We start from the raw sequence: 25,629 nt of genomic DNA, 5'->3' as shown, positions 1-25,629 counted from the left end.
CAGCGCTCCGGTCACCGGAAAGCGAGAGAGCCGCCGTTAGGCCGTGTCCTGTAAGGAAACGGCCTAACGGCCGGTCACGACGGCTCGCCGCCGGATGACCGGCGGCGGGGTTCTGTCCGACTCGGGGCTCGTCACGAACGGGAACAATACACACCAGGCTCGCAAACGGCCGAACCGGTATTGCCGCTCAGCGAAGGGAACGGTGTCCGTTCCGCGTACCGGAACGCTTTCGTTGCCGCCTCGAATGAAGCCGAGTAATGCACTCTGACCTGCGGTTTTCGTAATTGTTTCGGTACTGGGAACCGATCGGGGATTCGGTTAACCTCGACTCCATGATTCCCACGGTTGTCTGGGGTACAGGCAACATCGGCCGCGCCTCCATCCGGGCCGTCGACGCGCATCCGGCGCTGGAACTGACCGGTGTGCTCGTGCACGACCCCGCGAAGATCGGCCGCGACGCGGGCGCGCTCGCCGGTGTCGACGGTGAACTGGGTGTGGCGGCGACAGATGACGTCGAAGCGGTTTTGGCCGCGGGGCCGCGGGCGGTGGTGTACGCGGCGTCCGGCGACATCCGGCCCGCTGAAGCGCTGGCCGACATCATCCGCGCGATCCGGGCCGGGGCGGTGGTCGTGACACCCGCGCTCTACGCGCTGTACGACCAGCGCAACGCGCCCGAAGAACTGCGAGAGCCCGTACTCGCCGCGATCGCCGATGGCGGTGGTTCCCTGTTCGTCTCCGGCGTCGATCCCGGCTGGGGCAACGACATCCTGCCGTTGCTGATCAGCGGGCTCGGCACCACCGTGGACGCGGTGCGCTGCCAGGAGATCTTCGACTACTCCACTTACGACCAGCCGGATTCCGTCCGCTACCTGGTCGGCATGGGGCAGCCGATGAACTATCAGCCGCCGATGCTGGCCCCGTCGGTCCCCACGATGGTGTGGGGCGGGCAGGTGCGGCTGATCGCCCGCGGCCTCGGCGTCGACCTCGACGAGATCCGCGAGACGCTCGACCGCCGTCCGCTGGAAGAAACCGTGACCACCCGGGCGATGGGCGAGTTCGAAGCCGGCACGCAGGGCGCGGTCCGGTTCGAAGTGCAGGGGATCGTGGACGGCGAGCCTCGCATCGTCATCGAGCACGTCACCCGCATCCACGCCTCGTGCGCTCCGGACTGGCCGACGCCGCCCAGCGGTGACGGCGCGCACCGGGTGATCATCGAAGGCCGCCCCAGGATCGAGGTCTCGATCGAGGCCACCGACGAGGGCGAGAACCGGTCCGCCGGCGGCAACGCGACCGCGGTGGGCAGGCTGGTCGGTGCCATCGACTGGCTCGTGGACTTCAAACCCGGTCTCTACGACGCACTCGACGTCCCGTTGCGACCGGCCACCGGCAAGCTCGGAAGGAGCGCGCGATGAACATCGACATCCCGGAGGGCAAGGACCCGATCGGCTACGTCTGGGGTGAGATGGTGCCCGGCATCGGCGTCGCGGCGTCGAAACTCTCGCTCGCGGTCTACTCGCACACGACGCTCGGGCTCCGCGAGTTCGAGGCGGCGAGGTTGCGGATCGCGCAGATCAACGGCTGCGTCTTCTGCCTGGACTGGCGGACCGATCGCGACGGCGTGAAGGTCGAGGAGGAGTTCGCCGACGCCGTCACCGAGTGGCGCACCACCGACGCGTTCGACGAGCGGACCCGGCTGGCCGCCGAGTACGCCGAACGCTACGCGCTCGACCACCACGGCATCGACGAGGAATTCTGGAAGCGGATGGGCGAGCACTACAGCCAGAAGGAAATCGTGGAACTGAGCATGAGCATTGGTTCCTGGCTCGCTTTCGGGCGGCTGAACCACGTTTTGGGAATCGACACCGTCTGCGTCCTGCCGACCATATAAAAGTGCTCGTCTGAAGAATGAGCCGGGGCGACCGCCCCGGCCCTCAAAAGATTGTCTTCACAGATCAGTGGCGACGATCTTTTCGATGTTTCTTTCCGCCAGCGCGGTAATGGTGACGAACGGGTTCACCGAAGTATTACCCGGAATCAGTGAGCCGTCGATCACGTAAAGCCCTGGGTGACCGTGTAGCCTGCCGTAATTGTCGGTCGCCTTTCCGAGCACCGCGCCGCCGAGCGGGTGGTAGGTGAGATGATCGCCCCAAATCTTGTAGATGCCGAAGAGGTCGGTCCGGTAGATCGTCCCTTCTTTGGAGTTGATCTTGTCGAAGATCGTCTTCGCCATGTTGATCGACGGCTGTTTCCAGGCGGTCTGCCAGTCGAGGTCGACCTTGTTCGCGCTCGCGTTCCACGAGAACGTCGCCCGGTTGGGGTTCTTGGTGATGGACAGGTAGAACGAGGCGAAGGTCTCGATACCGGTCGGCAGCGGCGCGACCTCGGCGAACGCGCCGCCCGCCGCCCAGTTGTCGATGCCGGCGGTGGGGATGGACGACTGCAGCGCGCCGGTGGCGTCCCATATGTGGTTGGCCCGGCCGCACATGACGTTCCCGTTGTCGCCCCAGCTCTTTCCGACCTCGTTGCCCAGGTTGGGCAGCGCGCCGGTCGCCTTGAGCTTGACCAGTAGTTTGCTCGTGCCGACACTGCCCGCGGCGAAGAACACCTTGTCCGCGGTCACGGATTTGGTCGCGGTGACCGTGCCGCTGGTGTTGAGCTGTTCCAAGATCACGGTGTAGCCGCCGCCGGACGCGGGGGTGACCGTGGTGACGCGGTGCAGGGGTGAGATGGTCACGCGTCCCGTCGCCTTGATCCGCGGAAGATAGGTCTGCTGCAACGACTTCTTGCCCGCGTTGTTGCCGTAGAGGATCTCCCCGGCCAGTGCGGACTTCGGAACCGTGCCCGCCTGCTCCTTCTTCATGTAGTCCCAGTCGTACACGTCCGGGACGAACAGGAACGGGAAACCGGACCGCCGCGCGTGTTTCCGGCCGACTCGCGCGTACTGGTAGCACTCGGCCGTCTCGAACCAGTTCGGGTCGATGGTGGCGACACCGAGACCAGCGTTGGCGCGCGGGTAGTAGACGCCGTACATCTCGTCGGCGTCGACCGTGGGCAGAACCGCGCCGAAGTTCTCGCGTTTGGGCGTGACGGCCATCCCGCCGTTGACCAGCGAGCCGCCGCCGACGCCGCGCCCCTGGTAGACGGTGATGCCGCCGAAGTCCTCGGCGTCGAGGATCCCGGTGTGGCGCGGGACGTCCTTGTCGATCGGGAACCCGAGGAAGTTGCTCAGCGGCTGTTTGGTCCTGGTCCGCAGCCAGAAGGACCGGTAGTCGGGGGTGGTGGTGTTGGCGAAGATCTTGCCGTCCGTGCCAGGGGTGTCCCACGCCATGCCGAGTTCGACGAGGTGCACGTCGACACCCGCTTCGGCGAGCCGGAGCGCGGCGACACAGCCACCGTAGCCGGAACCGATGACGAGCGCCGGGACTCGTGCGGCGTCGGCGATCGAGTTGCTCGCGGACGGCTTGTTCCCGGCTGAGGCGGAAGCGGTCCCGCCAAGCGCCGCGGCGCCCAAGATAGAACCAGTTCCTGCGATGAAAACGCGGCGGGATAATCGTCCCGATGTGCTTCGCCACTTGATTTCGTCGCTCATGTGATCATCCTCACCGTTGAGGGATTTAGAACAAGTTATACCCAGTACCTCGACGGGTGGCAATAATCGCCGGCTTTCTTTTCTTCAAGTACGGGCCAGGTGGGTGGGCATCGCGAGCGTGGATGGGCCACTATGTACGGCTGTGGAGTCCACTCGAGTTGATCGCTGGCTGTGGGCCGTCCGGCTGACCAAAACACGCCCGGACGCCGCCGCGGCATGTCGTGGCGGCCATGTCCGCGTGAACGGCAAACCCGCCAAACCCGCGACCACGGTCGTGGCGGGCGACGAGGTGCGTGCCAGGGTCAACGACACCACGCGAATCTTGGAAGTGACGCGGGTGATCCAGAAACGCGTCGGCGCCGTCGATGCCGCGACCTGCTTCATCGACAGGACGCCCGCACCGCCGCCCGAGTCCGCGATACCCGTGGCGCGGCGGGAGCGAGGTGCGGGGCGCCCGACCAAGCGGGAGCGGCGGGTGCTCGACCGCTTCCGTACCGGGGAAGGCTGAGCAGGCTCGGTCTTGGCTGCGCCTGAGGTGGCGAAGGGTGCTCCCGATGTGGCATTGGAGACGCTCAGCGACCCAATGTCACAGTGGGGTCACTGTGAAGGCCGCGCGGGGTCACATTGGTTGCGGAGCTTGATCAACAGAGGTTGAGGAACATGCCTCCCCAAGGAACCCCGGCACATGCCCGAGCGGGGAGGTCTCGGACGTTGAACGTCTCCAATCCTCCCCGCTCGAGTCTGGCAGGCACTAGCGACGACAAGTCCGGATTGCCGCCGGCAGCTCTGCGACTCTGCCCGGACCCTGCTCTCAAGGTAGGAAGGAGGCCTCCACGGCTTGGTCGCACCGTGGCGCACACTTCCGCGACGGCAGTGGTGATGGACCGTTCACATACGTGGACGTGGTTCACATCTGTTGACGGGCGACAGGGATGTGAACTATAAAGACGGGGTCCGGGTGTACACGCCGCAACACCTTCCGTCAGTCCGTCACGGAGGTTTCGGGTGTCCCGAAAAAGTCCTCTTCGTCGTGCCGTCCTACCGGCGGTCGCCGCCGTGGTCGCCACCGTCGCACTCCTGCAGGTACCACCCGAGGTGGCGGCCGCGGCGCCGGGCCCCGGTGCGCTGACCGGCCTCGATGTCGGCGCGGCCAATCGCCGCGTGCCGGTCACGGGGCTCTATGACTGGTCCAAGGCCGGGTACCGGGGCGGCGGCGCGCTGCCCGGCTCCGGGGAAGTGAATCCGAACGCCACCTGCCAGGTCACCGCGGCGGAACTGGCGAGCCAGTACAACGTCAAGCCCGACGACGGCGCCGACGACACGAACGGGATCCAGGCGGCGATCGACGGGATCAAGGGCGCGTGCTCGCCGTCCGGGAGCTACACCAAGCTGAGCACGATCACCTTCCCGGCCGGGCGGTTCGACGTCACGCACGAGATCCACGTCGACGCGGACTACCTGATCCTGCGCGGCGCGGGTAGGGACGCGACGAAGTTCGTCTACAAGCCCGACACGAACACGCTGTACGACGCCCTCACCCCGGACGGTTCCGACTGGGACGAGGACGGGATGACCTCGGGTGCGGGCAAGGGTGGCTGGCTGTGGCCGGGACGCGGGCTGTTCCGTGTCCAGTCCAGGGGAGTGCACTCGTCCTACGCGAGCGACTACTCGTCGGCGCCCGCCAATCGCAAGGACATCTTCGAAGGCACGATCAACGTCCATTGGAAGGCCGGGGTGAAGCTGCGGGGCAAGCCGGGTGACACCGCGTTCGCCGCGCGGACGGGGGAGCGCGTCGTCCACCTGGCGGGCAGCGGCGCCCTGACGTCACTCGCCGCCGGGAACCTGGTCAACCTCCGTGCGGCCAACTCGCGGAAGTTCTACGAGCAGCAGCAGGCCACCCCGACCACGTTCCCGCTCCTCAATATGCACATGCGCCAGCAGATCTTCACGATCACCGCGCTCGACACGTCCGCGCGCACCATCACCCTCGACAAACCCCTCGAGTACGACGTCCCGGTCACGTCCACTTCGGACGGCTCGGCCCCGATCGACGGCGCCACCTACGACTCCAAGGCGGCGCCGCTGGTCGACCCGGTGCTCGGCGTCGGATTCGAGAACCTCGGGTTCACGCAGGACATGCCAGGCCTGAACCCGGCGGAGGCGAACAACAACTACGGGAACATGGCACCGGCCGCCGAGATGCACGGAATCGTGTTCAAGTGGGCGGCGAACTCGTGGGTCCGCGGCATCCGCGCGGAGATGACCGGGTCGCACCCGATCGTCACGGAAGAGGCCAAGAACCTCCAGATCGTAGACAACGAACTCAACGGCTCGTGGAACAAGGGCAAGGGCGGCAACGGCTACTTCCGCGGCTCCCGGGTCTGGGACTCCCTCTACGCCGGGAACACCACGACCCTGCTGCGGCACTTCACCTTCCAGTGGTCCGCCTCGGGCAACGTGGTGATCGGCAACTCGTTCGACTCCGACCTGAACCTGCACGGCGGCTGGGAGCGCAACAACCTTTTCGAACTCAACACGGTCAAGGTCCCTTACGCGCACCGCTCCGGGAACTGCCGGGCCAACTGCGGCGAGGAGGGCGGCGGCGGTCCCGACGATTCGAACTGGTATCCGATCTGGTGGGGCGCGGGCAAGAAGGCCGTCAAGTGGTCGGGCGGTTCCGGCTACCGCAACGTGTTCTTCAACAACGCCATGACCAAACAGCTCACGGACAACGGCCCGTATAACGACTTCTACGCCGAACGGCACCGCGTCTACGTCTTCGGCTGGGATGGCACCGCGTACAAACACCTCGACGTCGGAGGCACACCGATCGCCGACTGGGCGAAGAACGAGCAGCTGGACTACACCGGCGGGCACGGGGTCGACGCGAGCACGACCGACGCCGCGTCTTCGCTGTTCCTGAAGTCCGTCGACGGGACTCCGCCGTCCTCGTCGACGGGCACACCCACCACCACGACCACGCCGACCATCACGACCACGCCGAATCCCGGCGCGTGCCTGACGGCGGCGTTCGCCCGTAAATCGGTGTGGGACAGTGGCTACGGCGGCGGTTTCACCATCACCAACACCTGTTCGGCCACGGTGGGGACGTGGGCGGTCGAGTTCGACCTGCCCGCGGGGACGACGGTCAGCAGTTCGTGGAGTTCGGTGCTGACCAAGACCGGCCGGCACTACCGGTTCGGGAACGCGACGCACAACGGAAGCGTCAAACCCGGCGGCACGGCGACGTTCGGTTTCAACGCCGCAGGTCAGGGACTTCCGGTCGCGTGCTCGCTCGCCGGAACACGATGCGGAGGCACGGAATGACGAGGAAACGACTGCGCGCCGCGATCGCGGCCACGGCGTCGGCGGCGGGCCTGTTCGGCGTCGTCGTCACGGCGGAGGCGGCCGGGCCCAGCCTGTCCGCCACGTTCGCCAGGGGTTCGGTCTGGGACAGCGGGTACGGCGGGAAGTACACGCTGGCCAACACCGGCGACGCGAACAGTACACAGTGGACGATCGAGTTCGATCTGCCTTCCGTGTCGAGGGCGGTGAACGGGCTGACCAACATCCCCGTCACGCCTTGACGGACTCCGGTGGCGGGAGCGGCACGGCTTCCGCCACCGGTCACTCCCGGATCGCGGAGATCGCGACGGTGGCGTAGCGGGTGGTGAACCGACCGCCCATGCCGTCGATCGTCGCGCCCACCTCGGCGAGAATTTCCTGTAGGACAACAGGTTCGACCCAGGTGAGCGAGCCGAACGTCGGGAGCTGTTCCAGCCATTCGTCGCGGGTGTAGACCCGATCCCAGTCGTGACGGCTTCGCTCCGGTTCGCCGAATCCGCCGACTTCTCGCAGGCCGTCTGCGACCTTCGCGATGAGCGGACCGTACGGGTCAGTAGGCTGTGTCGGCACGCTCTTGAGGTCGATCGGGGCGTCCGGCACGAGCCGCTGGTAAGCGTCCGCCAAGGTGTCCGTGACCTCCTCCGGCGGTTCGGGCACATGCCAGAACGCGGCGAAGACCCCGCCCGGCCGCAGCACTTCGGCGGCCTTGGCGGCGCCCGCGACCGGGTCGATCCAGTGCCAGGCCTGGCCGGAGACGAGCAGATCGAACCGGCGTCCGGCCGGTTCCCAGGTTTCGAACGTCGCGACCTCGACGTCGATTCCGCTCCGGCGGGCGAACGCGGCCATTCGCGGGTCCGGTTCGACGCCCAGGACCTGACAGCCCGCCGCCTGCAACTGGCGCGCTTCGATCCCGGTACCGATGCCGACGTCGAGGGTTTCGCGGCCTGGAGCGGAGGTGATGAGGCGGTCGATGAGTTCCGGGGGATAGGCGGGCCGGGTGCGGTCGTAACGCTCGACGTCCCCGCCGAAGGATTCCGCGGCCTGCCGATGCCGGTGAGGCTCCCGCCCCGAAGCTAGAGTGGGCATGCGCCCACCCTAAGTGGGCATTTGCCCACTCGTCAACGCAAGGGAGCCGTATGCCGACCGGGGTAGCTCTTCGTGCCGTGCGCGCGCAGTTGTTCGACGCCGCTGAACGGGTCCTGCTGCGGGACGGGCCGAGCGGGCTCACCAGCCGCGCGGTGACCACCGAAGCGGACTGCGCGAAAGGCGTGCTGCACCGGCATTTCGACGACTTCGACGCGTTCCTCGCCGAGTTCGTGCTGGACCGCGTCGAGAAGCTGGACCAAGAGAGCCTTCGCGAGGCCGTCGGTACCGGAACGGTCGTCGACAACCTGGCGAAAGCTCTGACGGCGGTGTTCGAGTCGGTCGCGGTCGCGATCGTCCCGCTCGTGATCTTCCGCGACGAACTGCGCGCCCGATTGCGCCGCCAGTGGCCTGCCGGGGTCCCGGTGCTGACCCAGGCCGCCGTGATGATCGCCGGCTACCTCGCGGCGGAACGCGAAAAGGGCAGGATCACCGAAGACGCCGACGTCGACACGCTCGCGGCGACGCTCATCGGCGCCACTCACTTGCTGTTCGCCGACCGCACCGGCGCCGCCCCCGAGGCAGAGCAGGTGCGGAGGACGGTGGCCGCCGTCGCCGGGTCCTGGATCAGGCCTGCGCGGCGGTGACGGTGTGCCGCAGCAGCAGTGACGTCGTGACCGGGCCGACGCCGCCGGGTACCGGCGTGATCGAGCCCGCGATCCCCTCGACAGCGGCCTGGTCGACGTCGCCGACGAGCCCGCCTTCGGCCGTCGGGTTGGTGCCGACGTCGATCACCACGGCACCGGGCTTGACGTGGTCCGCGCCGATGAAGTGCGCGCGGCCGACCGCCACGACCAGGACGTCCGCGGTCTTGGTGACCGCCGCGAGGTCCTTGGTACGGGAGTGGCAGACGGTCACCGTCGCGTTCTCGCCGAGCAGCAGCAGCGCGGCGGGCTTGCCGACCACGGTCGAGCGGCCCACGACGGCGACCTGGGCGCCGGACAGGACGACCTGCTCACGCTTCAGGATCTCCAGCACCGCGGCGGCGGTGGCGGGCGCGTAGGTCGGGAGGCCCGCGGTGAGGCGGCCGAGGCTGACCGGGTTGGCGCCGTCGACGTCCTTGCGCGGGTCGATGTGCGCGCCGACGTCGTCCAGCGTCACGCCCTCGGGCAGCGGCGTCTGGCAGATGATGCCGTGGACCGCCGGGTCCGCGGACAGCTTGTCGAGTTCGCGGGTGACGTCCTCGCCGGTCGGTTTCTCCAGCTGGACCACCCGGCAGTCGACACCGACCTTCTTCGCCGCGCGTTCGATCGAGCGCACGTACCAGGCGGTGGCGTCGTCGTCGGTCGGCACGAGCACGGCCAGCGTCGGGGTGGTGCCCGATTCGCGCAGCTTGGCGGCGGTCTCGGTGACTTCGGCGGTGATGGCGGCGGCGATCGCGCGCCCGTCGATCAGCGTCATCGGGCGATCCTCTCGCGGACCTTGGCGACGAGCGCGTCGGCGCGCCCGGCTGCGGGGGTGTGCTCGGCGAGGCGGGCCTCGGTCTCCTTGCGCAGTTGCTCGTCGGACATCGACGCGAGGTTGACCTCGACGTTGACCACGGCCGACTCGAGCGCGGACTTGGCGGAGGAGGCGGCGACCGCGATGTCGGAGATGACGTTGGTGTTGGCGCCTTCGAGGATCGAGGCGGCGACATCGACGACTTCGGCGGCGAGGGCGGCCGTGCGCAGGGGAACGTCGGCGGCGCCGACCAGCGCGGCCTGGATCGCGGCGCTGCGGGCCTGCTTCTCCTCGTCGGTGGCCTTCGGGAGCTTGTACGCGGAGACCACCGCGTCGAACGCGGCGGCGTCGTCGGCGGCGAGGCCGAGTGCGCGACCGCGGAGGTCTTCGGCCTTGGCCAGTGCTTCCGTCATCGTCGCTTCGTGCTCGGCGTACTTCGGCTTGCCGATGGTCAGATTGCACACCATGGAGACCAGGGCGGCACCCACGGCGGCGTTCATCGCGGCCGCCGCGCCACCACCGGGCGTCGAGGCCTTCGAAGCCAGCTCGTCGAGCCACTGACCGACAGGTTGAGCCTCCACGCGATGTTCCCTTCCCGCTGGTTTTGCCGTCGCGCCGAAGCCTACTCGGGGCTTCCTGGACGGCCCGAAGGCCACCTTTCGCCGATGATCGACGTCGGCGGAAGGTGGCCTTCGGGAAGCGGGTCACGCGCGCTGGTACTCCTCCCAGGTGAGCTTCGGCGAGACGGCGGGGCCGTCGTCGGAACCTCGGCCGGAGAGGCCGTTGTACCCGAGGTAGTAGTCACCGGCCTGGTGCTGCGCGCCGGACGACAGGTCCGGATCGGACAGAGCGATGGCGTGGATGTGGTAGGCGAAACCCTGAGCCGGAGTCCGGACCCAAGCCGCGAAGCCCACCTGGCGCAGCTTCTTCGCGACGTCGGTCCGCGTGGCCGAGGACATCCCCTCGACGCCGATGTCGAGCGCGCCGCCGCCGTCGTGCGTCCCGGCCGAAGCGCCGACGCCACCGGGGTTGTACGAGCCCTGCGTGATGGTCAGCTGCCTGCCGAGCAGACCCTCCGCCTTCACCAGCATCGCCTTGGTGCGGGTGTTCATCGCCTTGCCGTGGTAGGTCAGGCGGCTACCCGCCGCGACCGTCGCGGTAACGGTGTACCGGCCGTCGCCCAGCTTCTCGAGCGACGTCTTGCCCGGCAGACCGGAAGCGTCGATCCCGGTGTACCCCAACGACTTCTGATAGCTGGAATACGCCGTGATCGTCGACGTGCCGAAGTGGCCGTCGACGTATTGCTGGTCGAGGAGTCCCTTGTCGGCCAACGCCTGCTCGACCAGCAGCACGCTGTCCTTGGCGCCTGGTGTCAAAGCGTTGTCGGCTCGTCGCGGGTCGATCTGCGCGGCCTTGAGCACCGCTTCCATGCTGGCCGCGGGCAACGCGGTCACGGTCACTTCGGCACTGGCCGGTGCGGCCACGCCGAAAGAGAGCGCGGTCGCTGTCGCGAGCACGGCTACCTTGGTCAACAATTCCTGCCTCCTGAAACGAACTCGCCCGTTGTCGGGCCAGCATGAGCAGCGCGAATACAAGGGCCGTACAAACGTGCCTTCCCGGGATCGTGATATCCCCCGGTCGGGTGTCACTCCGGCGGAATCGGGCGTGACCTGATATGACTTCCCGTGGACGCCGAAAGGTTGAGACCCCCATGGTGCTACGGACTTCGCCACCCTCACGGGCTCATCTCAGACTGCTCACCCCGGCGGACTCGGCGCCTCCGGCGCGAAGACGGGACCGGTACGGCGAGATCGCCGACCGGCGGTTGGCCGCGATCCTCGCCGCCGAAGACGTGGCGGAGGAACACGGGCTGAGCGCGCACGCCCGGACCACCTGCTACGTGCACCGCTGCTGGGTGCATCAGTGCATCTCCGATCCGATGCACATCGTGGTCGTGACCGGGCACCGCTGGTGCCGCCGGTGCGATCGCACGGTCGTCGTCGAGGTCGACGAGACCGCCCCGGGATCGGTCGAGCTCTCCTGCGACGGCTGCGGCGTCCCGCCGGACACGGCCGCGAACCGCGAAGTACTGCTGGCCTGCCGGGCCAGCCTGAGTGCCATGCACGGCGGGGAAGCTTCGACGCTGTACGTCGTCCCGGACGCCTGAAGAGGCCACATAGGGGTATCCGGGCGGCAGGATGGCCGTATCCGGCGGAGCCGCCAGGAGTAGTCAGTGGTTTGGACCACCACTGTTACCGAAGCGTGATCCGGACATATCGCGCGGAAGGTTACTTTGTTGTGGCGCGCAACGAATTGCTTCGCCCGTGGATTTCCAACGCCGGAGGTGTCACGACGTGAACCGAATCCTTGTGCGGCCCAAACGACGGACAGAGGTCCGGGGGGTGCTCGCCCTCGGCCTCTCGGCGCTCCTGATCGCCGCTGGTCTCGTCGGTGCCACCGCCGCCGCGGCCGCCGACTACAGCCAGAGTGCCGCGTCCTCGAGCGCGACCCAGGCGCAGCTCTCCTTCACACCGGCGACGACCGCGCGGTACGTCGACCTCCACTACACCGGTGTTCCTGGGGTGGGGCAGCAGAACGTCCGGATGACCGACAGCGGCGGCACGTGGCGGCACACCGTCGGTTCGCTCGCCACCGGCACGGTGCTCGACTACTGGTTCACCTACGAGAAGAACGGGCCGCAGTACGAAACCCCGCACTTCAGCCACACGCACGGCGGCACTGGCACGACGGTCGCCGCGCCGACGTTCGACCCGCCTGGCGGCAGCTACCCGAGTGCCCGTTCGGTGACGCTGTCGACAGCGACCGTCGGCGCGACCATCCGGTACACAGTGGACGGTTCCATGCCGACCGCGTCATCCACTGCGTACACCGGGCCGATCATGGTCTCCGCCTCCTCGACGGTTTCCGCGATCGCGCTGCAATCAGGCTTGGCGAACTCCTCGGTGGCCTCGGCGAGCTACACGATCGGAACGACACAGGCGTCCTGCCCGGTCCAAGCCGACGTCCCGGACTTCGGCCCGAACGTGCGGATCTTCGACCCCGGCATGTCGGCGCAGTCGGTCCAGGCCCGGCTGGACGCGGACTTCAACCAGCAGAAGGACACCCTGACCGCGCAGTTCACCGAACGCCGGTACGCGCACCTGTTCAAACCCGGTGTCTACAGCGGGATCCACGACGACGTCGGCTACTACACCTCCGTCGCCGGTCTCGGGCAGAACCCGGGCGACGTCGTGATCAACGGCGACGTGACCGTCGACGCCTTCAACGAGTCGGATAAGGGAGTGGCGCTGCAGAACTTCTGGCGCTCGACGGAGAACCTCGCCGTCGTTCCGAGCAGCGGCGCGACCCGCTGGGCCGTCGCGCAGGCCGCGCCGTTCCGGCGAATGGACATCCGCGGTGGGTTGAACCTCTTCCCGGCCAGCTATGGCTTCGCCAGCGGTGGCTACACGGCTGACAGCAAGGTTTCCGGTAAGACCGCGTCGATCTCGCAACAGCAGTGGTACACCCGCGACAGCAACTACGGCAGCTGGGAGGGCGGCGTCTGGAACATGGTCTTCTCCGGGACGAACGGTGCCCCGGCGAACACCTTCCCGAACCCGCCGGAGACGACGCTCGGCACCACGCCGGTGTCCCGCGACGTCCCGTATCTCTACCTCGACGGCTCCGGCAAATACCGCGTTTTTCTGCCTTCCTTGCGCACCAACGCTTCCGGGCCGAGCTGGGTCAACGGTGGCACCCCTGGCAGCTCGCTGCCGATGAGCCGGTTCCACGTCGTGAAGGCGGGGGACACGGCGTCGTCGATCAACACCGCGCTTTCGCAGGGCTGCAACCTGTTCTTCACGCCTGGCGTCTATCACCTGAACCAGACGCTGAACGTGAGCAAGGCGAACACCGTCGTCCTCGGCATCGGATATCCGACGCTGGTGCCCGACAACGGCGTCGACGCGATGCGGGTCGCCGACGTGGACGGTGTGCGGCTCAAGGGCCTGCTGTTCGACGCCGGCACGACCAACTCGCAGTCCCTGCTCACGGTCGGCCCGGCGGGCTCGACGGCGAATCACTCGGCCAACCCGACGACACTGCAGGACGTGTTCTTCCGGATCGGTGGTCAGATCGCGGGGAAGGCGACGAACAGCCTGATCGTCAACAGCCGTGACACGATCATCGACCACATCTGGGCCTGGCGAGCGGACCACGGCAACCCGGGCACGTACGGCTGGACGATCAACACCGGCGACACGGGCGTGGTCGTCAACGGCGACAACGTACTGGCGACCGGTTTGTTCGTCGAGCACTACCAGAAGTACCAGGTGATCTGGAACGGCCAGAACGGCCGGACGATCTTCTTCCAGAACGAGATCCCGTACGACGTCCCGGACCAAGCGGGGTGGAAGAGTCCCAACGGGCTCAACGGTTACGCCGCCTACAAGGTGGGGGACAACGTGACCACACACGAGGCGTGGGGCCTCGGCAGCTACTGCTTCTTCAACGACAACCCGTCGGTGAATCTGTATCACGCGTTCGAGGTGCCGAACCGCTCCGGCGTCCGGTTCCACAATCTGGTGACGGTGTCGCTGAACTACAAGGGGACCATCACCCACGTGATCAACGACGCGGGGGCGGCGACCCCGCAGGGGACCACGCCGAGCAACCTGATCAGCTACCCGTAGCGCTCGCCTCCTCGCCCCCTGCGGTCCTGTCGCGCTGAGGCGTAGTTCGTGGTCCGTGAAGGCCTCCTTAAGGGACCCAGAGTCCCTCAAGGAGGCCTTCACGGACCACTCCTCTGTATAACGCCCTATACTGCTTGGCGTTGAACTGGCCGCAGTTGCACTCACGTTGTTAGGCTCGAGATCATGATCAGCAGTGATGCGCCCGCCATCGTCGATGCCCTGCGCCAACTCTTCCGTTCCGGTGTCACCAAACCGGTGGCCTGGCGGCGGACGCAGCTCATGGGGTTGCGCGCTCTCCTGTCCGAACAGGAGGACGTCTTCCTCGAGGCGCTCTACGCCGACCTGCGCAAGAACGCCGCCGAGGCGAAGCGCGCGGAGATCGCGCTCGTACGCAACGAGATCGACCACACGCTGGAGAACCTGGACACCTGGCTGAATCCGGAGCCCGCCGACATCCCCCGGACCCTGCGGCCGGGGAGTGGCCGCGTCGTGCGCGAACCGCTCGGAGTCGCGTTGATCATCGGGCCGTGGAACTACCCGCTGCAACTGGTGCTCGCGCCCTTGGTCGGGGCGCTGGCGGCGGGCAACTGCGCGGTCGTGAAGCCGAGTGAACTGTCTCCGAACACCTCGGCCGCGATCGCCGAGCACCTGCCGAAGTACGTCGAAGGCGTGCGCGTCGTCGAGGGCGCGATCCCGGTGACGACGGCATTGCTGGAGCAGAAGTTCGACACCATCTTCTACACCGGAAACGGGACCGTCGGCCGGATCGTGATGACCGCGGCCGCGAAGCACCTCACACCGGTCACGCTCGAACTGGGCGGGAAGAGCCCGGCGATCGTCGAGCCGGGCGCGGATCTCGCCTTGACCGCGCAGCGGCTCGCCTACGGCAAGTTCGCCAACGCGGGTCAGACCTGCGTCGCACCCGACTACGTCCTCGCGATCGGCGGCACCGGTCCGAAGCTGGCGGAGCACCTGGCCGAGACCGTCGAAGGGATGTTCGGCGAGAACCCGGCCACCAGTGATTCCTACGGCCGGATCATCTCGACGCGGCACTACGACCGGCTCGCCGCCTTGCTGGACAACGGAACCGCGGTCGTCGGCGGCAAGGCCGACCCCGGCGAGAAGTACATCGCGCCCACCGTGCTCACCGACGTCTCTCCGGACGCCCCGGTGATGCAGGACGAGATCTTCGGCCCGATCCTGCCGATCATCGAAGTTCCCGACGTCGACGCGGCGCTGGCGTTCGTCAACGAACGCGACAAGCCGCTCGCGTTGTACGCCTTCACCGAATCAGAGGAGACGAAGCGCCGGATCGAGACGGAGACGTCGTCGGGTGGACTGGTGTTCGGCGCGGCGATCATCCACCTCGCGGCGCCTGACCTGCCGTTCGGTGGGGTGGGGGAGAGCGGGATGGGCCGCTATCACGGCCGCTACTCGATCGACACCTTCAGCCACGTGAAGGCCGTGTTGGACAAGCCGCTCGCCTGAACCGCTCACGAGGCGGGACGCCGCACCGGCGGCGGCGGAACCGTCTTCGCCAGCACGATATCCGCCAGCCGGATCGTCGCGAGACCGCGTTTGGTCTCCACGGTGCATTCCGCGTCGTCGCGGGAGCGCAGGTAGCCGAGCGCGTCGGTGAACCCGCCTTCGATCCGGTAGCGCACGACGACCCTCGTGCCGACCGGGACGTCCGGCAGGGTCATCGGTTCAGGTGCGCGGTGAGCTCGTCGTCGCTCGGTTCGACCAGGTGGGTTCCGTCCGGCCAGACGATGGTCGGGATCCGCCGCTCACCGTCCTGCAGTGCTCGCACGGTCTCTTCGGCGCCGGAGTCCGCTTCGACGTCGATGTAGTCGTACTCGACACCCTCGGCGTCCAGCAGGGCACGGCTGCGTTTCACGTCGGGGCACCAGCCGGCGCCGTACACGGTGAGGTCGCTCATGGATCACAGCATGCCAGGTCGCGGTCCGGCGGCGTGTTCGGCGAGGGCCGAACGGTCGGCGAGACCGGTCTTGGCGAGCAGGCTCGCGACGTGCTTTTCGACCGTCCTGGGGGAGATGTGCAGCCGGGCGCCGATTTCCTTGTTGCCCATGCGCTCGGCGAGCAGCACCAGCACCTCGTACTCGCGGACGGTGACGCCGGACGCGCGCAGGTCGCCGGGGACGCGGTCGACACCGGCACGGCGCTGCCGGACGGGTGCGCCGAGTCTGCGGAGCAGGCTCCGGCAGGCGGCCGCGACCGCCTGGATGTCCCGGCCGTGGAAGTACTCTTCGGCCTGCTTGAGCCAGCCTGCCGGATCGCCCCAGCCGTCGGCGGCGGCCGGTTCGGCGATCAGCCGGAGTCCGAGGTGCCGGGCCAGCGGATAGGGCTCCGACGTCTTCAACGCGGCTGCCACCGCTCGCCCGGCTTCGGTCGCGTCGCCTCGCCTGCCGTGCTCGACGGCGTGCGCGAATTCGACGAACTGCCGGTTCCATCGCATCCCGCTCACGGCGGATCCGGCTTCGGGGCACGCGGCGCCGCCGAGGGTGTCGACGAGCGTCCTGAGCCCGTGTTGCCCGGCGAGGTGGAACCGGCTCGGCCGCCGGTCCTCCAGTTCGGTCACCTGCTCGAGTTCCCGGCGTGCCCGGTCGAAGTCCTCCTCGAGCAGTGAGCAGAAGACCCGCGCCAGCCCGATGCTCAGCACCATCTCCTGCGCGTTCTCGCCGCCGCTCTCCCGGAAGTCCTCGAGCGCCTGTTCCATCGCCGGGCGGTCCGCCCGGTGCCCGGCCGACATCGCCGTGGTCATATGCGCGTACTGCAGCAGCGCGGTCAGCCGGAGCCTGCCGAGCACGGCGAGGTTCTCCTCCAGCAGTGCGTGCGCGGTCTCGAACTCGCAGCGCAGGATCGCGTGCATGGTGCGCACGGAATCGACCGCGCAGTGCAGTGTGATCGATCCGGTCCGCTGGGCGTCGGCGCGAGCGAGCAGCAGGGTCTGCTCGTCGCCGTTCATCAGCACGCGATGCCCACCGAGCCGGACCAGCGCCTGGGTGCGGAGGTGGTGGAGGTGGTTGTCCTCGGCGGTCCGCCGCGCGAGTTGCATGTAGTGCTCGGATTCGGCGAGGTCACGCGACAGCGCGAGCATGCCGAGCACCTGGAGCGCCTGGCAGACGACGAACGGCTGCGCGGTCTCCTCGGCCACTTTCCAGGCCTGACGTGCGAGTCGTTCCGCCGTGCCGGTCCGGCCTGGGACGTCGAGCCAGAGGTTCGCTTCGACGGCGTCGAGCGCGGCTCGCTGGGCGGGCGAGATCGCCGAACCGAGAGGAGCGCGGGCGCGTTCGATCTGGCCGAGGCATTCGTCGTGCCGTCCGGCGATGTAGGCGGCCCAGGCCAGCTGGGTATGCAGTTTCGCGGCTCGTTCGAGTGTCCCGATCTCGCCGAAACCGGCGGAAAGCTCGACGGCGCGGTCGAATTGACCGGTTTGCCCGAGTGCGTACAGCAGCGTCTCCAGGACTTCGGCACGATCACCCGCGTCGGCCCCGGCGAGCAGGTCGACGGCCTTGGTGAGCATCGTGACCGCGGAGTCCGCGGCACCGGCGTCGAGGGCGCGACGACCGGTTTCGGCGAACAGCCGTCCCGCCGCCCGCTCGTCCAGCGCGGTCAGCCGGAGCGAAGCGACGAGCGCGCACAGATCGCCCGGCAGTCCCGGGTACAGCTTCTCGACGGCGTCGGCGGCCTGACGGGCGAGCGCCGCCTTCCGCGCCGGGGACTGGCGCTCCAGGAGCGCTTCCGCGGTCAGCGGATGCCGGAAGGCGTACCAGCCTGGCGTCGTCTCGTCGGTGGTCACCAGGTTCGCCGACACCGCGGCGGTCAGGTGGTTGTGCAGCGTTCGGTCGTTGGTGCCGGTGACGGTCTGCACCACCGACAGCGGGAAACGGCGGCCGATGATCGCGGCGACCGACAGCAGTTCTCCCGCCTGTTCGCCGAGTTGCCCCATCCGGACGCCGATACTGGTGACCAGCGCGGCGGGCACGCGGGCGCGAAGCTCGCCGATGACGCGCCAGCCGTCCCGGCTCTCGACCAGCAGGCCGTCGTTCACCATGCCGTGGAGGAGTTCCTCGACGATGAACGGAAGGCCGGCGCTGTTGCGCCACAACAGTTCCGCGGCCGGCGCCGGCAGGTACCCCGGCTCGGTCTCCAGGCAGGCCGCGGCGAGGGCGCGGGTGTCGGCGAGGCCGAGCCTGCCGAGTTCGAGGACCGCGCAGCTCATCCGCTGGGCACCGGAGGTCGCCAGGCGGAGGGCATCGGAGGGTTCGTTGCGGAGTGTGCCGACGAACAGGGTCTGCGCCGCGGACAGGTTGTCGACCAGGTATTCGAGGATGAACAGCGTTTCGGCGTCGGCGTCCTGGAGGTCGTCGAGGACCAGGAGCGAGCCGCGGTCGCGGCTGGTGACGGCCAGCAGCCGGAACACCGCTTCGGCGAGCACCATCAAGGAGCCCGATTCCCGCGGCCGGTCGCCTTGGCTCCAGTCGGGGACGAGCTGGGCGAGTACCGGGATGAACGGGTCGAGTTCCGCCGCTTCGGGCGGGCCGCCGCCGCGGAAGTGCGAGAGCAGCGCCTGGGTCAACGGCCGGAACGGGACGAGCGGGCCGATCGAACTGGCCCTGCCCTGCAGGACCGGGATATCCGCGGCGACCGCTCGTGAAGCGGCTTCGATGGCGAGCCGGGACTTGCCGATCCCGCCTTCGCCCACGAGAAAGATCGCGCCGCCGCGGCCGGCGATGGCGCGATCGAGAGCTTCGGAAAGCTCGGCCAGTTCAGCGTCGCGACCGATCACCCGCGACGAACGGATCCCCACCGCCGTGACTATAGCGAGCGGATTCCCGTGCTACGGCGAAGAGTTGATCACGAAGGCGGGCGGCGCGAGCCCGCCTTCGTGAGCCTTTCTCAGATCCAGCCGCCGGCGAAGACGCTGACCACGGACGGCGAGCCGGGGTCGCCGGACAGGGTGGCGAGCGGGTTGGCGCTCAGCCGCGGCTTGCTGCCCGCCAGCGCGTGGTTGCGCGAGCCGACCTCAAGGGCGCGCGGCAGGTTCACGGCGCCGAGGGCGTCTTCGGTGGCGGGCAGATCTCTTTCGTACATTCGGGTTTTCTCCTCATACTCGGTTTGCCGGTTGAACGATGGTGGCCGCCGGATGCGGACGGTCGGGGCGGAGCAGGAGCGCGGACGGGACCAGATCGCCGAATCCCAGCCGCAGCAGCCCGTAGCCGATGCCCGCCAGGCCGCTCAGCAGCCCTGGCGAGGGGATCGCGCCGGGGGTCCCGCAGCGCGTACCGCGCTGGTCGACGGCGGCGAACAGATGGCCGGTCCGCCGTCGTACCGCCGCGGCGGCGCCAGTGTGCCCGTTCTCCGCCAGCACGCACAACACTTCCAAGACTCCGGACTCGCCGTGGCACAGACTGAGATCCCGCAAGGGTGCCTCGTCGGACAACCGTTTGACGGTCTGGTCCAGTTCCAGGGCGTTGGCGGGATCGGGTAGGTTGGCCGCCAGGCCGAGAGCGGCGCCCGCGAGACCGTCGCACCAGCCACCGGTGCTTTCCGCCCGATCGTCCGCCTTTCCGGGCGGTTCTTCGCCGGTCCGGTCGTGCGCACGCAGGACCCAGTCGATCCCGGCGGAACCGTGCGCGAAATCCGTCCTCTGTGGACGTTCGCGATCGAGCAACTGCTCGGTGTAGCGACCCGCCCGTGCCAGCGCCGTCTCCAGTCCTGTTTGGACATACACCGAGCGCATCGAGGCTACGCCGCCCGCGAGGCCCGTCGTGAATCCGGACGGCGTCTCGGAGGTGGCGTCGGGCATCAGCTCGACGGCTTGTTCGATGAGGTCGCCCGCGGGAAGACCGACGAGGGTGCTGAGCCGGGCGATCGTGTACGCGACGCCGCCGAGACCCAGCAGCCCTCCGCAGCCTGCGGTGGCGGCCAGCTCACGGTCGGCCCGGAGCGTGGCGAAGAGGCCGGGGAGCGGCGTGATCGCGTACGCGGCCAGGTCGCGGTAACGCGCGATCCCGGTCAGCTCGGCGAGCTGGGCGAGGAACAAGGCGACCCCGCAGTAGCCCTCACCGAGGCCCGCGCCCATCGGCAGCACGGTCCAGTAGCGGTCGTCGACGAGTTCGATCCCGAGCCAGTTGGAGCGGCGTTCGTCGGAGAAGGCGTTGGCGACGAGGTGATCGGCGATCCCGCACGCGGTGACCAGCAGGCGTTCCGCGTCGGGTGCCTGGTTCGGCACCGCCGTTTCGACGGTCTCGCCGCTACCGTGGTGCCCGGCGGTCGCCGTGCTGATGGCGAGGGTGGCCGAGATCAACCACTCCTGGTCGCGCTGGTCGAGTGGGTCCATGTCGGCGACCTTCGCGAGCACGGTGTCCAGCGACGGCCGGTCGACGACGCCTTCGACGCTGTCGCCGCGTGAGTCCTGCAGCGACGTCGAGCCGGGGGCCGAGGTGAACATCGGGACGTCGCCCGCCCATAGGTCGGCACGCTCGTGCGGCACGAGCCGGAGGAGCTTCTCCTCTCCGGCCGAGTCCTCTTCGAGCAGGTCGAACGCATGGTCACGGTCGGCGGCGTCGCGAAGAAGGTCGGGATGGGTGGTCTCGTCCAGCAAACGGAAGTAGAAGTTCGTCGGCCGGATGAGCACCCGGATGGGGTCCTCGGCGCAGCGCCGGAGGTGCTCGGCGAGTTCGTCCCGCGCGCTGGAGATCGCGTCGTAGCCGAGCCGGAAACCCGCCAGCAGCGCCGCGCTGTGCTCGGCGGGGGCGACGTCGCGGCCGTCGAGGCGCGGGAGGTTGTTCCCGCCCGCGAGTTCGCCGGGCACGCGGACCAGCCGCATGTGGTCGGTGCCGGGATCGGCCCAATCGACCCGGTCGGTGGGCAGCTTGCCGCCTCGGCCTGCCAGGCCGGAGATGTCGACGGCGCCGTGTTCCCCGGCGAAGAGCTGGGGGAGCAGCAGCGTGCGCTGGACCGACCGCGCCAGCATCGCCGCCGCGGGGTCGCCGTCCGGCGGTTCGGCAGGCGACGGCTGGAACAGCGTCTCGATGTCGATCAGCACCGGCTGGTCGCCGTCGGCGATGATGTTCTCGTAGTGCACGTCCGTGGCGTCGAGCGCGTGCAGGAGTGCCAGCAGGATGCCCTGGCGGCGGTAGAAGCGGTCGACGTCGGCGATGTCGCCGCACGGCCGGTGCTCGACGAACCGCAGCCAGCCGTAGCCGTCGCGCGGCAAAGCGTCCGCGGTCCGCAGTTCGAGGCCGGGAAGCCGTTTGTTGAGCTGTTCGACGACCTCGGTGAAGCGCTCGTGCAGAATCAGCGGCCGGGGTTTGTAGATCATCTTGGCGCCGTTGGAGAAGCGGAGCAGTTTCACCGAACGTCCCCGCGCGTGCGAGTCGCCGATCCCGCCCGCGACCTCGACGAGCGTGCCGAGTTCGCCGTCCGCGACCGAGCAGGGCAGAGCGTCGGCGTCGGCGGAGAAACGGGTGAGCGTTTCGGCGTTGGCTTCGGCGGCGCGAAGGCAGGACTGGGCGATCAGCCGGGCCAGAACCGGGTATTCGCCGAACAGCCGGACGAGTCCGGCCGGAGTGGACTGCTGCCGCACGAAGTCCGCGAAGCGCTCTTCAGGCGTCTCGCCCTGGAGGGTTCCTGCCTTGCGGGCACGGTGGAGTTCGAGGACCAGCGTGCGGACCGAGAGCTTCAGCAGATGCTGGTCGAGTTGAACCGCGAAACCCTGACGGAGCGCGTCGATGTCCGCGTCGGCGAGGTCGCCGGGGACCGCCGCACGGCACGCGGCGTCGACGAACGACCTGAAGACCCCGGCGAACGCGACACGCCAGTCACCAACTGGGGGGCGCTCCGGCAGAAGCGTGGTGACGGCGTGTTCGGCGAAGTCCGCCCATGCGGGCTTGTCCGCTTTCCGTTCGCGCGGGGTCTGGCCGTGCACCCACCACTTCAGCGGCAGGGACGTCGCCGGTAGCTGGGGCGTCACGGCAGTGATGCTTTCAGTTCGGCGGTGCCCGCACATGGGGGTGCGACACCCACATTCAGCGCACGCACGAAGATGCCCGGAGAGTGACGACCGCCCCGGCTTCACGTAACGTGAGTAGTCGACTACTCGCGGTAGGTGAAGGGGCACGGCAGCCCGGGAATATGGGGTCCCGGCACCCATGCGCCGGGACCGGTCCCGGGTCGACCATGGTCGGGTGGCGGGAACTCGCGGCGATCGTAGGGGGATCGCCGCGACGTCGGGCGCGGGCCGGTTCACTGGGGGTTCGGCCCGCGCCGCGGGAGTGGCGATGGCTGAGGAGACAATCCGCTCCGAGCCCGTCGATGTCCTGTATGACAGCGGTTCGCTCAGTCGATGAGGACTCTGAGAATGCACCTGACCGGGGAGAAGGCCGGACGAAAAACTCCTGAACAAAAACAACGACATACTGCACACCTCGTGCAGGCCTGGACACGAAGCTGGCGAAAGTCGATGCCGTCCTCACCGTGTTCGGATCTTCGCACCTCGTGTTCACCGCAGGCATCGTCCCGCGGGGAGAGACAGTGACGAGCGTTATCGTCCAGGCCTCCAACGACTGTTTCCTGGCATACGACCTCGTGGGCGGCCCTTAGTGCCCGCCCGGCGGCGCAAGAGCCACTAGGCGGCCGCGCCGCCCTGCCCGCCGCGCCCCACATAGACCGGATGACCCTGTTCCGGCCCGGCAAGTAGTCTCCAGTCGACGGTGGAACAGGGGGAGTGATCGTGTCCAGCCACTTCGAGGCGATCGGGATCAGTGTCACCAGCCAGGACGAGTTCGGGGAGAAGGTCGTCTCCTTGATCAGTGCGGGCACAGCCCGGCAGATCGCCAGGAAGATCAGCGAACATGTATGGACTGATCCCTCTGGCGCCCGGCTGGTCGCGCAGATCCGCAACCGCGAGATCGAGTTCCTCCTGCCGTGTCTGGCAGGCACGGCACCCGCGGTACCGGTGCGCGACGTCCGCCTCGTCGATGACGAGACCGCGATGCTCGAACTCCTCGACGGCGTCGATGGGGAGTTGATCTGTCCCATCGCGGTGGAGCTAGAAGACCGAGCGGTCCTCGCCCACTCCGGCGGGCGGCTCGAGAACGGATCCCTGGTGCTGGCGGCCCTGGCAGAAGACGTCACCGTGCACGTCGACGCCGAGGCCTACTACGCCGCACAGGGCGATGACGGGCCGAAATTCGCCGCCGACCACTTCATCCCCTCCGGAACTATCCGGCCCGTAGAACCTTCGCCCGGCTGGACGCCCTCCGCCCACGCGCTGTTCGCAGGCGAGGTCATCGAAATCGAGAATCCCGTGAATACCGTTACCGGCACGGCATTCCACCGGATCCGGGTCCGCACCATCGCCGCGATCGAACTCGACGTCGCTATCGCGACCACCGTCCTCGATCAACCACCCACGCGCGGCGACATCGTGAGTGGGACCTTCTTCCTGACCGGAAGATTGGGACTGCAGCCGACCGACCCCGCGGAAACCTCACTCAAGCGGCGGCGCTGGTTCCGACGATAGGCCCACCGCCGGCAGATCCGAAGACGCGCTCGACATGAGCGGAGCGGCGGCGTTCGGAGCGTGTTCGGTAGCGAGACCGGTGAGTGGGTCGTGTGGAGCGTAGCGGTTCCAGCAGGTGCCCGCCGGTGTGATGAGCACGTGCTGCGGGACGGCTGCGGTGCGCCCGGCCGCGGTGGGTGCACCGCTCGCCCGTCTCACGGCGGCAGGTGGGGGAGTGGGTCCTTACACGCCGCCACGACCGTGTTGTCGTGATGCGAGTGACTCGCCGGACCGGCAAGCTGGTGTCATGCGGGAACCCTTGTGGCTTTTCGCCGATCAGCTCGGTCCACACTTCTATGGTGGGGACTTGGCCGAGCGGCCGATCGTGCTCATCGAGTCGGCGCACGCCCTCGCGCACAAGCGATATCACAGGCAGAAGCTCCATCTCGTTCTCGCCGCACTGCGACGGCTCGAGACAGAGCTCGGCGAGCGGGTCACCTTGATACGGGCAGAGACCTACCGAGCCGGACTGGTGAAGCTGGGCAAGCCAGTCGTCGTGCACGAACCAGGGTCCCACGCGGCAGACCGGTTGGTGCGCAGACTGCACGCCGAAGGTCTGGTCACCGAGATTTTCCCGACACGCGGGTTCGTTCGTTCGAAGGCGGACTTCGCTTCCTGGGCACAGGGACGCAAAAGATTTTTGATGGAGGATTTCTACCGAGACCAGCGCCGCAGTTCGGGGGTGCTCATGGAACCCGATGGAGAACCTGCCGGGGGGCGATGGAACTTCGATCATGACAATCGAAAGCCGCCACCGAAACAGCGGACTCTCGACGTGGCGAAACCGTGGTTTCCGAGCGAAGACGACATCGACGAGCAGGTCCGCTCGGATCTCGAAACCCTCACCCGCCGAGGGAAGATTTGTCCGGTCGGAGCAGATGGCCCACGCAGGTTCGCGATCAGCAATGCCGAAGCACAGCGCGCACTCGAAGTATTCCTGGACACGCGGCTCGCCACCTTCGGGCGACACCAGGACGCCATGCTCAGCGAGGACTGGGCCATGTCTCATGCCCTGCTGTCCGTGCCGCTCAACCTTGGCTTGCTTGATCCCCTCGATGTGGTCGAGCAAGCCGAACGCCGCTACGAAAACGGCGTGGCGCCCCTCGGGAGCGTCGAGGGATTCGTCCGCCAAGTACTCGGCTGGCGTGAATGGGTGTGGCATCTGTACTGGCATCTGGGCCCGGACTATCTCGACAGCAACCGGCTCCAAGCCGACAACCCAGTACCGTCGTGGTGGTCGGATCTCGATCCGGAAGCGGTGACAGCCCGCTGTCTCGGCACCGTGCTGGCCGGAGTACGTGATCGAGGCTATGCCCACCACATCGAACGACTCATGATCCTCGGCAACCACGCTTTGCAGCGTGGCTACCAGCCACGTGAACTCAGTGAGTGGTTCGCCACCGCTTTCGTCGACGGTTTCCCGTGGGTGATGGCGACGAACGTGATCGGCATGAGCCAGTACGCAGACGGTGGCGTCGTCGCGACGAAACCTTACGCCGCGGGCGGGGCGTACGTGAATCGTATGAGCGATCACTGCGCCGGTTGCCGATTCGATCCCAAGGTCCGTGTTGGTCCCGACGCCTGCCCGTTCACGGCGGGCTACTGGGCCTTTCTCGATCGCAACGCCGCCAGGCTGCGGGACAACCAGCGCATGCGGCAGCCGCTCGCCGGGCTGAAGCGGCTGTCTGATTTGGACGCTTTGGTCGAGCAGGAAAATCGGAGAGAGGTCTTCTGAGACATGGCGGCGCCGATACGAGGAGTGTCCTTCGTGAAGCGTCAACGACGGACGAGGCTGCGGCATACTCGGTATCTGGGCGCGGAATCCCCGGCTG

The 25,629-nt window shown here is 68.0% G+C and carries 21 protein-coding genes; 11 read left to right on the top strand and 10 right to left on the bottom strand.

Annotation, left to right across the window (positions count from 1 at the left end; translation table 11 throughout):
• The first annotated feature begins 332 nt into the window (after positions 1–332).
• Positions 333–1,412: a dihydrodipicolinate reductase gene (locus tag ACM6LR_RS36695; protein ID WP_414945438.1), complete on the top strand. Its 1,080-nt coding sequence runs from the start codon at positions 333–335 to the stop codon at positions 1,410–1,412.
• Positions 1,409–1,888 (top strand): carboxymuconolactone decarboxylase family protein, encoded by a 480-nt coding sequence (locus tag ACM6LR_RS36690; protein WP_414942378.1) that lies wholly within the window; start codon positions 1,409–1,411, stop codon positions 1,886–1,888. Before ACM6LR_RS36695 ends, ACM6LR_RS36690 begins: the two co-directional genes overlap by 4 nt.
• 57 nt (positions 1,889–1,945) lie before the next feature.
• On the opposite strand, the gene ACM6LR_RS36685 is transcribed toward ACM6LR_RS36690, so the two are convergent.
• On the bottom strand, positions 1,946–3,511 hold the full coding sequence (locus tag ACM6LR_RS36685) for a GMC oxidoreductase (RefSeq protein ID WP_414942377.1): 1,566 nt from the start codon (positions 3,509–3,511) through the stop codon (positions 1,946–1,948).
• A gap of 220 nt (positions 3,512–3,731) precedes the next feature.
• On the opposite strand from ACM6LR_RS36685, the gene ACM6LR_RS36680 reads away from it, so the two are divergent.
• The 3 genes from ACM6LR_RS36680 to ACM6LR_RS36670 all read left to right on the top strand — a co-directional run bounded on the left by ACM6LR_RS36680 (position 3,732) and on the right by ACM6LR_RS36670 (position 7,176).
• Positions 3,732–4,097: an RNA-binding S4 domain-containing protein gene (locus ACM6LR_RS36680; protein ID WP_414942376.1), complete on the top strand. Its 366-nt coding sequence runs from the start codon at positions 3,732–3,734 to the stop codon at positions 4,095–4,097.
• A 497-nt stretch (positions 4,098–4,594) separates the two neighbouring features.
• Positions 4,595–6,916 (top strand): cellulose binding domain-containing protein, encoded by a 2,322-nt coding sequence (locus tag ACM6LR_RS36675; RefSeq protein WP_414945437.1) that lies wholly within the window; start codon positions 4,595–4,597, stop codon positions 6,914–6,916.
• Positions 6,913–7,176 (top strand): cellulose binding domain-containing protein, encoded by a 264-nt coding sequence (locus ACM6LR_RS36670; RefSeq protein WP_414945436.1) that lies wholly within the window; start codon positions 6,913–6,915, stop codon positions 7,174–7,176. The genes ACM6LR_RS36675 and ACM6LR_RS36670 overlap by 4 nt, the downstream gene beginning before the upstream one ends.
• 40 nt (positions 7,177–7,216) lie before the next feature.
• Here the strand turns inward: ACM6LR_RS36670 and ACM6LR_RS36665 are convergent, their stop codons facing one another.
• The gene (locus tag ACM6LR_RS36665; RefSeq protein WP_414945435.1) at positions 7,217–8,020 is read right to left on the bottom strand and encodes a class I SAM-dependent methyltransferase; all 804 of its coding nucleotides are present in this window, start codon (positions 8,018–8,020) and stop codon (positions 7,217–7,219) included.
• A 50-nt stretch (positions 8,021–8,070) separates the two neighbouring features.
• Between ACM6LR_RS36665 and ACM6LR_RS36660 the strand changes: the two genes are divergently transcribed.
• A complete protein-coding gene (locus ACM6LR_RS36660; protein WP_414945434.1) occupies positions 8,071–8,664 on the top strand; it encodes a TetR/AcrR family transcriptional regulator in 594 nt (197 codons plus the stop codon).
• Here ACM6LR_RS36660 and ACM6LR_RS36655 read toward each other — a convergent pair.
• The 3 genes from ACM6LR_RS36655 to ACM6LR_RS36645 form a co-directional block, all read right to left on the bottom strand.
• Positions 8,645–9,478, bottom strand: a complete 834-nt coding sequence (locus ACM6LR_RS36655; protein WP_414942371.1) for a bifunctional 5,10-methylenetetrahydrofolate dehydrogenase/5,10-methenyltetrahydrofolate cyclohydrolase — start codon at positions 9,476–9,478, stop codon at positions 8,645–8,647. The genes ACM6LR_RS36660 and ACM6LR_RS36655 overlap by 20 nt on opposite strands.
• Positions 9,475–10,098: a cyclodeaminase/cyclohydrolase family protein gene (locus ACM6LR_RS36650; protein WP_414942370.1), complete on the bottom strand. Its 624-nt coding sequence runs from the start codon at positions 10,096–10,098 to the stop codon at positions 9,475–9,477. The genes ACM6LR_RS36655 and ACM6LR_RS36650 overlap by 4 nt, the downstream gene beginning before the upstream one ends.
• Positions 10,099–10,221: 123 nt before the next feature.
• A complete protein-coding gene (locus tag ACM6LR_RS36645; RefSeq protein WP_414942369.1) occupies positions 10,222–11,052 on the bottom strand; it encodes a peptidoglycan-binding protein in 831 nt (276 codons plus the stop codon).
• A 176-nt stretch (positions 11,053–11,228) separates the two neighbouring features.
• Here ACM6LR_RS36645 and ACM6LR_RS36640 point away from each other — a divergent pair, with 176 nt between their 5' ends.
• From ACM6LR_RS36640 to ACM6LR_RS36630, 3 genes are all read left to right on the top strand, one after another.
• Positions 11,229–11,684, top strand: a complete 456-nt coding sequence (locus ACM6LR_RS36640) for a hypothetical protein (RefSeq protein WP_414942368.1) — start codon at positions 11,229–11,231, stop codon at positions 11,682–11,684.
• A 187-nt stretch (positions 11,685–11,871) separates the two neighbouring features.
• Entirely contained in the window at positions 11,872–14,208 is a 2,337-nt protein-coding gene (locus ACM6LR_RS36635) for a chitobiase/beta-hexosaminidase C-terminal domain-containing protein (RefSeq protein ID WP_414942367.1), read from the top strand.
• Between the two features lie 183 nt (positions 14,209–14,391).
• Entirely contained in the window at positions 14,392–15,696 is a 1,305-nt protein-coding gene (locus tag ACM6LR_RS36630) for an aldehyde dehydrogenase family protein (protein ID WP_414945433.1), read from the top strand.
• Positions 15,697–15,701: 5 nt separating this feature from the next.
• On the opposite strand, the gene ACM6LR_RS36625 is transcribed toward ACM6LR_RS36630, so the two are convergent.
• The 5 genes from ACM6LR_RS36625 to ACM6LR_RS36605 all read right to left on the bottom strand — a co-directional run bounded on the left by ACM6LR_RS36625 (position 15,702) and on the right by ACM6LR_RS36605 (position 22,207).
• Positions 15,702–15,911, bottom strand: coding sequence for a ferrous iron transport protein A (locus ACM6LR_RS36625; RefSeq protein WP_414942365.1), 210 nt, complete (start codon positions 15,909–15,911; stop codon positions 15,702–15,704).
• Positions 15,908–16,147, bottom strand: a complete 240-nt coding sequence (locus ACM6LR_RS36620) for a glutaredoxin family protein (protein WP_414942364.1) — start codon at positions 16,145–16,147, stop codon at positions 15,908–15,910. The genes ACM6LR_RS36625 and ACM6LR_RS36620 overlap by 4 nt, the downstream gene beginning before the upstream one ends.
• 3 nt (positions 16,148–16,150) lie before the next feature.
• Positions 16,151–19,039, bottom strand: coding sequence for an ATP-binding protein (locus ACM6LR_RS36615; protein ID WP_414945432.1), 2,889 nt, complete (start codon positions 19,037–19,039; stop codon positions 16,151–16,153).
• A gap of 89 nt (positions 19,040–19,128) precedes the next feature.
• Positions 19,129–19,323: a hypothetical protein gene (locus ACM6LR_RS36610; RefSeq protein ID WP_061982621.1), complete on the bottom strand. Its 195-nt coding sequence runs from the start codon at positions 19,321–19,323 to the stop codon at positions 19,129–19,131.
• A 13-nt stretch (positions 19,324–19,336) separates the two neighbouring features.
• The gene (locus tag ACM6LR_RS36605) at positions 19,337–22,207 is read right to left on the bottom strand and encodes a type 2 lanthipeptide synthetase LanM family protein (protein WP_414945431.1); all 2,871 of its coding nucleotides are present in this window, start codon (positions 22,205–22,207) and stop codon (positions 19,337–19,339) included.
• A 759-nt stretch (positions 22,208–22,966) separates the two neighbouring features.
• Between ACM6LR_RS36605 and ACM6LR_RS36600 the strand changes: the two genes are divergently transcribed.
• Complete coding sequence (locus ACM6LR_RS36600; protein ID WP_414945430.1) at positions 22,967–23,758, top strand: hypothetical protein; 792 nt, start codon at positions 22,967–22,969, stop codon at positions 23,756–23,758.
• A 286-nt stretch (positions 23,759–24,044) separates the two neighbouring features.
• Positions 24,045–25,532 (top strand): cryptochrome/photolyase family protein, encoded by a 1,488-nt coding sequence (locus ACM6LR_RS36595; protein ID WP_414942359.1) that lies wholly within the window; start codon positions 24,045–24,047, stop codon positions 25,530–25,532.
• Positions 25,533–25,629 lie beyond the last annotated feature (97 nt).

Origin of the sequence: Amycolatopsis sp. cmx-11-32 (genome assembly GCF_047608695.1) — a bacterium.
Lineage (GTDB): Bacteria > Actinomycetota > Actinomycetes > Mycobacteriales > Pseudonocardiaceae > Amycolatopsis.
The sequence above is the reverse complement of the archived record's forward strand: the minus strand, read 5'-3'. Positions and strand labels throughout refer to the sequence as shown.

What these genes read in the sequence shown, in the direction of transcription:
- ACM6LR_RS36595 (WP_414942359.1), top strand. Translation starts at nt 24,045, where the DNA reads ATGCGGGAACCCTTGTGGCTTTTCGCCGATCAGCTCGGTCCACACTTC.
- ACM6LR_RS36695 (WP_414945438.1), top strand. Translation starts at nt 333, where the DNA reads ATGATTCCCACGGTTGTCTGGGGTACAGGCAACATCGGCCGCGCCTCC.
- ACM6LR_RS36665 (WP_414945435.1), bottom strand. Translation starts at nt 8,020, where the DNA reads ATGCCCACTCTAGCTTCGGGGCGGGAGCCTCACCGGCATCGGCAGGCC.
- ACM6LR_RS36620 (WP_414942364.1), bottom strand. Translation starts at nt 16,147, where the DNA reads ATGAGCGACCTCACCGTGTACGGCGCCGGCTGGTGCCCCGACGTGAAA.
- ACM6LR_RS36655 (WP_414942371.1), bottom strand. Translation starts at nt 9,478, where the DNA reads ATGACGCTGATCGACGGGCGCGCGATCGCCGCCGCCATCACCGCCGAA.
- ACM6LR_RS36630 (WP_414945433.1), top strand. Translation starts at nt 14,392, where the DNA reads ATGATCAGCAGTGATGCGCCCGCCATCGTCGATGCCCTGCGCCAACTC.
- ACM6LR_RS36640 (WP_414942368.1), top strand. Translation starts at nt 11,229, where the DNA reads ATGGTGCTACGGACTTCGCCACCCTCACGGGCTCATCTCAGACTGCTC.
- ACM6LR_RS36610 (WP_061982621.1), bottom strand. Translation starts at nt 19,323, where the DNA reads ATGTACGAAAGAGATCTGCCCGCCACCGAAGACGCCCTCGGCGCCGTG.
- ACM6LR_RS36670 (WP_414945436.1), top strand. Translation starts at nt 6,913, where the DNA reads ATGACGAGGAAACGACTGCGCGCCGCGATCGCGGCCACGGCGTCGGCG.
- ACM6LR_RS36690 (WP_414942378.1), top strand. Translation starts at nt 1,409, where the DNA reads ATGAACATCGACATCCCGGAGGGCAAGGACCCGATCGGCTACGTCTGG.
- ACM6LR_RS36660 (WP_414945434.1), top strand. Translation starts at nt 8,071, where the DNA reads ATGCCGACCGGGGTAGCTCTTCGTGCCGTGCGCGCGCAGTTGTTCGAC.
- ACM6LR_RS36625 (WP_414942365.1), bottom strand. Translation starts at nt 15,911, where the DNA reads ATGACCCTGCCGGACGTCCCGGTCGGCACGAGGGTCGTCGTGCGCTAC.